This is a genomic window from Ensifer sp. EB106-03-01-XG145 (assembly GCF_058792075.1).
The window spans coordinates 437,156-443,973 of sequence record NZ_JBYTEC010000002.1; the positions used below are offsets into that span (position 1 = coordinate 437,156).

At 58.9% G+C, this 6,818-nt stretch carries 6 protein-coding genes and 1 pseudogene; 3 read left to right on the plus strand and 4 right to left on the minus strand.

The annotated features are described in order from the left end of the window. Positions 1-106: 106 nt before the first annotated feature. On the plus strand, positions 107-1,288 hold the full coding sequence (locus AC3WWH_RS10575) for a porin (protein ID WP_058325381.1): 1,182 nt from the start codon (positions 107-109) through the stop codon (positions 1,286-1,288). Between the two features lie 75 nt (positions 1,289-1,363). Here the strand turns inward: AC3WWH_RS10575 and AC3WWH_RS10580 are convergent, their stop codons facing one another. Next, positions 1,364-3,031: a tetratricopeptide repeat protein gene (locus tag AC3WWH_RS10580; RefSeq protein ID WP_113399396.1), complete on the minus strand. Its 1,668-nt coding sequence runs from the start codon at positions 3,029-3,031 to the stop codon at positions 1,364-1,366. A 439-nt stretch (positions 3,032-3,470) separates the two neighbouring features. On the opposite strand from AC3WWH_RS10580, the gene AC3WWH_RS10585 reads away from it, so the two are divergent. Then, entirely contained in the window at positions 3,471-3,923 is a 453-nt protein-coding gene (locus tag AC3WWH_RS10585; RefSeq protein ID WP_058325383.1) for a DUF2721 domain-containing protein, read from the plus strand. A gap of 159 nt (positions 3,924-4,082) precedes the next feature. On the opposite strand, the gene AC3WWH_RS10590 is transcribed toward AC3WWH_RS10585, so the two are convergent. After that, on the minus strand, positions 4,083-4,610 hold the full coding sequence (locus AC3WWH_RS10590; protein ID WP_058325384.1) for a hypothetical protein: 528 nt from the start codon (positions 4,608-4,610) through the stop codon (positions 4,083-4,085). A 529-nt stretch (positions 4,611-5,139) separates the two neighbouring features. On the opposite strand from AC3WWH_RS10590, the gene AC3WWH_RS10595 reads away from it, so the two are divergent. Then, a complete protein-coding gene (locus tag AC3WWH_RS10595; protein WP_057252140.1) occupies positions 5,140-5,610 on the plus strand; it encodes a hypothetical protein in 471 nt (156 codons plus the stop codon). 117 nt (positions 5,611-5,727) lie between these two features. Here the strand turns inward: AC3WWH_RS10595 and ppk2 are convergent, their stop codons facing one another. After that, complete coding sequence (gene ppk2 / locus AC3WWH_RS10600; protein WP_492376979.1) at positions 5,728-6,582, minus strand: polyphosphate kinase 2; 855 nt, start codon at positions 6,580-6,582, stop codon at positions 5,728-5,730. Positions 6,583-6,596: 14 nt separating this feature from the next. After that, positions 6,597-6,818: pseudogene (locus tag AC3WWH_RS10605) on the minus strand (hypothetical protein); the annotation flags it as partial.

The window sequence follows — 6,818 nt, forward strand, 5'->3', positions numbered from 1 at the left end:
ACACTTCTGCACGGTTACATTTTTGCAACAGACTTACACAGTAAAAAGGAAAATACTGACTGCGAATCGACAATGCCACCTGGCGTTGACCTGAAAGGTGCCTTAGATGCGACAGACACTATACATCGCTCCGCCCGTGCTTCTCATCGCGGCACTGGCAACCGCAGGATCGGCGGCGGCGCAGGAACCGTCAAAACCTGCGGCGCAGCCTGCGGAGGTCAGCAAGGCGCCGGAACATTGGATTCCGAAGCTGCGGCTCGGCGACGACAATGCCTATTTCGAATTCTACGGCCAGATCAACAAGGGCCTGCTGGTCTACGATGACGGCGGGACAACGGAAAATTACTTTCCGGTCGACAACGGTAATTCGTCCTCGCGCGCGGGCTTTCGCATCTACACTCTCATGGAAAAAGGCTGGTCGTTCGGCGCCAATCTCGAATGGGAATGGAACCCCTACTCGACCACCAACGTGAACCAGTTGAACGAGGATCACTTCGATTGGGGGACCGACCTGCTACGCAAGGCGGAAATCTATCTCGACTCGAAGGACTACGGCAAATTCTGGTTCGGCCAGGGCAGCATGGCCTCGGATGCGACGGCTGAGGTCGACCTGTCTGGGACCACCGTAGTCGGCTATTCGCTGATATCCGACATGGCCGGGGGGCCGTTTTTCCGCAACGATGACGGCACGCTGTCGACGGTCCGTGTCAAGGACGCGTTCACCAACTATGACGGCCTCAGCCGCAAGTTCCGCGTCCGGTACGACACTCCTTCGTTCGGCGGTTTCAGTTTTGCGACGTCGGTCGGCACGCAGGTCGTCCCGGAGGAAACCGATGTCACCGTCTGGGATATGGCGGTCCGATATGACGAGACCTACGATGCCTTCAAGGTCGGTGCCGCAGTCGCCTTTTCAAGGCCCGGCGACAGCAATTCGATCTACGACGCGTCCGTTTCCGTGTTGCATCTGGATACCGGCCTCAGCCTCACCCTTGCAGCGGGCTTATCGGATAAGGAAACGGTCGATGGGCACTATGGCTACGTGAAGGTCGGCTATCAGGCCGATATTTTCGAAGTCGGCAAGACAGCGTTTTCGGTCGACGCCTATTTCGGCAAGGACATCGCGGGCAGGGGTAGCAAGAGCGATTCCTTCGGGGCGCAGGTTGTCCAGAATCTCGACTACCTGCAGACGGAACTATACCTCGGGGCTCGGACCTACTCCCTGGATCAGGAGACTGCTGATCTCCAGGATAGCTTCGCTGTTCTTGGAGGCGCCAGAATAAAATTCTGAAGCAGGGCTTTCCCTGATGCCCATTGTCGACCGGACCTGTTCAAAAGAACGGCGTCTCTCATCATCATATGGAGTTTAGCTCCTCGCATTAGAGGTCACGGCAGACTGGCGAATGCCGGCCTTGCCAAGACCGTCGACGAGCAGCGTGATCAGGTCCGGCGCATAACCACGCGCGGCAAGCTCGCTCTCGACCGATCGAGGCATACCACTCTTGTTCCAACGTAGTTCATCGACGGCAGTACTGGTCTCTCGTGTCGGCCCGAGTTGACCAACCGCTGCCATGCGTAAGATGTTGACCACGGTATCGGCGGGATTGGCGAGTTGGCGCGCGCGTGTTAGCGCTTCGCGATACTTGCCGTTTCGGTAGTCTTCCAGCGCCAGGGTTAGTGCCGCGTCGTGGTGCAGATACTTGCAGCCTACTTCTGCCACCCGTGCGAAACGCACGCCCTCCGAGTAGTCGCCACTGACGAAGAGCAGCAGGCCGAGCCGAGCCGGAATGGCATCGTCGAGCGGATTGAGTGCGGCGGCGCGGCGACCGGACAGGAACGCAGCCTCCATGTCGCCGGTGACGAAGCGTGCCTGCATCTGGGCGACATAGCTTTGGCTTGATTGCGGTGCGAGAGCCACGGCCTTATCCGCGAGCTCCATCGCCCGCGCCGCCGCCGTCGGCGAGGCGCTTGCCTCACCGGTCGCCACCAGCACCATGGCCAGGCTCGCAAGCACATGGGCATCGACCGCCTGATAGGTTGCCGACCGTTCCAGGCAGGTATGTGCCGAAGCCAGGCCTTCCGGGTCGATCCGCGCCAGGGAGACATAGGCTAGGAGCACGCAGCCGTATCCGAGCGACGGCGTCACGAGCTGCCCCGCGGCCTCCAGACTGACAATGACACCCTCCTCACCTGCAAGCGAGCGGGCGAGCCGCGCCAGCAGTTTTTCCTGAACGGCGCGTGCGTCATCGCTGTCAACTGCGGCCTTAGCCGTGCCCGCTCTCAGCGCCTCATGGGTCTGTGGATCGACCACCTGCCACGTAACCCGATGCTCGTTCGGGGAAACGCCGTAAGCGATTGAAACGCGGTATTCCTTGCCGCCCTGCGATGATCCGTCAACGCCGGCCGCCGGTATCTGCGTCAGCGTGCGCACCGCGGAGAAATGCGACAGCGCGTGAACCAGGTAGTCGGTCGCGTTCCTCTGCTCCTCGCCGTCGGCTCCGCTTGCGGCCGGAACGGCGATGACGATTGTCGGCTTGGCAGAAAGCACCGGTTGCCATGGGAAACGCTCGATGACGGAGAGATAGATCGCTCCGGCCATTGCTGCGGCTCCTGCGACAGCGCCCGCGACCAAAGTGAAGCGACGGCGCTTCGGCTGGACTAAGGACGGGATCGCTATCTGTTCCTCGGGCTTGCGGCTCATCTCCGCGGGAGTGATTACGATTTTCGAAGGGATCGGAGGGCGGTCGCGGGCCGCGAAATGCGGAACGTAGTTGCCCTTTGGCAGCTCGATGCGGAGCTTCACTTTCTCGCCAACGGTTTCGTGATATTGCGCCAGCGCTGCGCGCAGTCGCGAGACCTCGACACGCACAATTGGATCGGTTGCCGGATCGAAGGAGGTTGGCCGTCCGAAAACATCTATCGCGATGGTATAGGCTTTGACCCGCCCGGAGCGGCCCGCGAAGAATTCATCGATGAGGTACTGCAGGAGTTTCCGGTGACGCTCGGTCGCATGGAAGTCACGATCGGCCAGCATACGGTCAAGTGCAGCACGCGCCTCACATTCAGTGACGGCACTGTGGGCTAGTTGACACGCATTCCTGTCATCCATGCTGCGTCCCCAACTGCGCACCACCCTGAAGCGAGCGCAAGCGCGATACGAACTCTAGACGAGAGCCACAGCGGGGAAAACAGGAAATTGTCTCGTTACAAAATATTCGTTGAGGCGTGTGAGGCTGCGATCAGCAGTTCGTCTTAAAGGCACCCTCGTGCCGATGCCTCTGTTGTGCGGCGATGTCACGACAAGTCGCCAGCGCTTGGGAGGATCAGAAAATGCAACGACGCAGCGTCGGCCGCCTTGCCGTGATCGCGAAGGTTGATGCCGGTTTGCCGGTGCAAATCGGAGCTTTTGATTGCCTAACGAGAGGGCCGCTATAGATCAGAAAGACGCTATCCGACCAACTTGAGGACCGCACATGGAACCTCCAGCAATCGTCAACGATCTTGCCTCTATTGTGCAAACCGCGCTGGCGCCTGTTTTCCTACTTGCTGGCACAGCCGGTTTCGTCGGCGTCTATGAGATCCGGCTTGGCAGGGTGTCGGAGAGGCTCAATGCGATACAGGAGAAAGGCGAAAGGGGCGAGGTGCGACGGACGCAACTGGATTATCTGCGACGGCGAACGTTGGCCTTGGAGATAGCAGTCGCCCTTGGCACATTTGCCGCGATCTGCACCGGTTGGGCTATCCTCAATCTGCTTGCTGGTGCACTCCAGTTCGGGTTCCGTGAAGAGAATCTCTTCTGGTTTTTTGGCGGTGCAATCCTGTCGCTAATCGGATCGCTTGTGGCATTTCTTATCGAGATGTTTGTTGCGGGGCGAAGCATGCTGCGCCAGATGCGAACGGATGACACGGGTGAGCAGCGCGACTGACTTCCGAAGCTTTTCGGCACCTGGCACGACGGATACGCCCAAACAAGGCGTCTCGGCTTAAGTCCTTGGCATGGCCGGCACGGCGCTAGCACACGAAATACGAATCGCTCAACGGCAAGATGATGTCGCGCGACGTTTGTTTCGGAGGTACCAACCTGTTCAAACTACCGCGGAACAATCGCTCAGGGACGAGGGTGAGGGGCTTCTGACCTCGGCGACATAAACCTCGTAACCGAACAGGGGGTCCTGGCTCAAGTCCTTGCCATCAAACCAGGTCATAAAGTCTTCAAGGTCGGTCTGCCGTGAGAAACCCATAGCCACGGCAGACATGCTTTCGATGCCACCATCTTCGTCCTCGTATGTCGCGCTCACCTCGAGGACACCCAACCGTTCGAAGTTCGCTTGCATGTGAAATGAAATCCAAACCAGATATTCCAGCGGGTAACCGGGATTACCTCCGTATGTCACAACGAACGGGTAAGCTAAACGGAATCGTTCGGCCAGCGCTTCACCGTCGGTCACAAAGATCAGGAGATCAGTATCCTTGTCGATGTCGTGAAGTTCGATCGTCAAATCATGCTTGCGCAATGCGACGTAGCCGCCAAGGCGGTCCCACGGCAAGGACGTCAAGATGATGTCGCGCCATCGCTTGATGGCCTCGTCGAGATCGCTGCGGACCAAAAACATGAAGAATTCCTGCAAAGCGTGACAACCAAGAACATACAGCCTCGCATAGCGCGCGATTCAGTCAACAGATATTAGGGGACTCTAAATCTCATCTGCGACTTGTTGGGGGACAAGGTGAAGTTCGCGAGCCGAATGGAGACCGCGGGCGCCGGCGATTTCGCTCGGGTGACGCGCACTGTAGGAGCAATTCCAAGGCCGGTTTTTCCTGGGGGCGCAGGGCGCTACCGAAGTGAAGTCCACGGGGGTCCAAAGCGCACATAGTGACGGAATTATAATCTTGCGGTTGTGGTATTTTAGGATAGCTTGGTGGGGATTAGCCCACATCGGCTATTCCGTTTGGTGGTAAGAAAGATCAATAAATAGAGGTCCCTCGGACAGGCAGTGGGTCGAATTCGAAAATGCTTCGTCCCCGGATTGGTATGCCGATCGGGTTCCCTTGGATGTACCTGCGGGACGTCTTTGGCATACGGCGCACGGCAAGCGTGTGCCCCGCCACAGTGTTCCCATTTGCTTGAAGTGGATCGACACGATGCCTGAGAAAAAAGATCTAGACCCGACCGCAAAACCCTTAAGCGCCCAGGATCTGAGAAAGCAGATGCTCCAGCGCGAAATGGAGGAGATGGACAAGGAGCGGCGGCTGAAAGCCCTCGAAGAACAGAAGCATGCCGACTTTGCCGCTGATTTTCTCAAAGAACATGTGACGGAAGAGGAAATTGGTATCGTCCGCCGCCTTGTCACAAACGCCGTCAAGGCCGGTAAATTCGAGGCGTTGGTCTATAGCTTCCCCTCCGAGCTTTGCACGGATAGCGGACGCGCCATCAACAGTGCTGACCGCGATTGGCCGCAGACCCTGCAGGGCAAGGCGAAGGAATTTTTCGATCGCTATCAGACATACGGCAAGCCGCAGGGCTATAAGCTGAAGGCGATGATCATCAACTTTCCGGGCGGTGTGCCCGGCGATGTCGGGTTCTTCCTGAACTGGGCTCCGGACAAGGCCTAGGCGCGACCATACCCGGTGTCGAATGACGCGCCGGCATCGGTGGTTCCGCATTCCTACTATCAGGGAACGCTCAACCGTTTCTGTAAGCCCGCGCCAGAAGGCGCGGGCTTATCAGCCTTAGAAGACGTCAGGTACGGTTCTGCGAACGTGATCGTCGTCTGCGAAGCCGTCCGGTCGCTTCTGGCGCTTGCCGAGGTCCGGTTCGGAAAACTTCACGCGCTCATAGGGGATCGAGGCGAGAATATGCGAGATGCAATTGATCCGCGCCCGCTTCTTGTCGTCTGACGGTACGATCCACCAAGGCGCATACTCCGTGTCCGTCATGCGGATCATCTCGTTATAGGCCCGGGTGTAGTCCCACCAGCGCTGATAGGATTCGACATCCATGGGGCTGAGCTTCCACTGGCGCAACGGGTCGGCGATGCGCTGGCGGAACCGGCGCTCCTGTTCCTTTTCGCTGACATCGAGGAAGTATTTCAGCAGGACGATGCCGCTTTCGACCATTGCCGCTTCGAAGCGCGGTGCGAGTTCGAGGAAACGCCGCGCGCTGTCATCCGAGCAGAAGCCCATGACGCGTTCCACGCCCGGGCGGTTGTACCAGGACCGGTCGAAGATCACCACTTCGCCGGCCGCCGGCAGGTGTTGAATGTAGCGTTGCATGTAGATCTGCGATTTTTCCCGCTCCGTGGGGGCGGGCAGGGCCGTGACCCGGAAGACACGGGGGCTGACGCGCTCGGTCAGCCGCCTGATCACGCCGCCCTTGCCAGCGGCATCGCGTCCTTCGAAGACGATGACGATGCGGGCGCCGCTCTTTTTCACCCAGGCCTGCAGGTGCGCGATCTCTTCCTGCAGTCGGGCGAGTTCGTTGGCGTAGCCGGAGGATGATTGTTCCTCAGAAACGGCTGCGTCGGCAGCTATTTCGCTATGGCTTTTGTCCTTGCCCTTCTTCTTCTTGCCGTCACGTTTTCCCATTTTTCCCTCCTGTTTCAAAAATGCTTACCTGGCTTGATCTCGACGGCGTTGGGTGGCTGGTTCCGCCCGTACTTGGCCTCGTAGGCGTCGAGCGCGTCCTCCATGCCCTCGAAGATCATGCTTGGCCCGATTCTCTCGATGATGCCGGCCCGGTCGAGCAGGGCGCGGGCGTCGGTGTGCAACTCGGCCAGACCGAGGGCAATGTCGCGCACCCTCAGTTCGTCGGCCAGATCCCC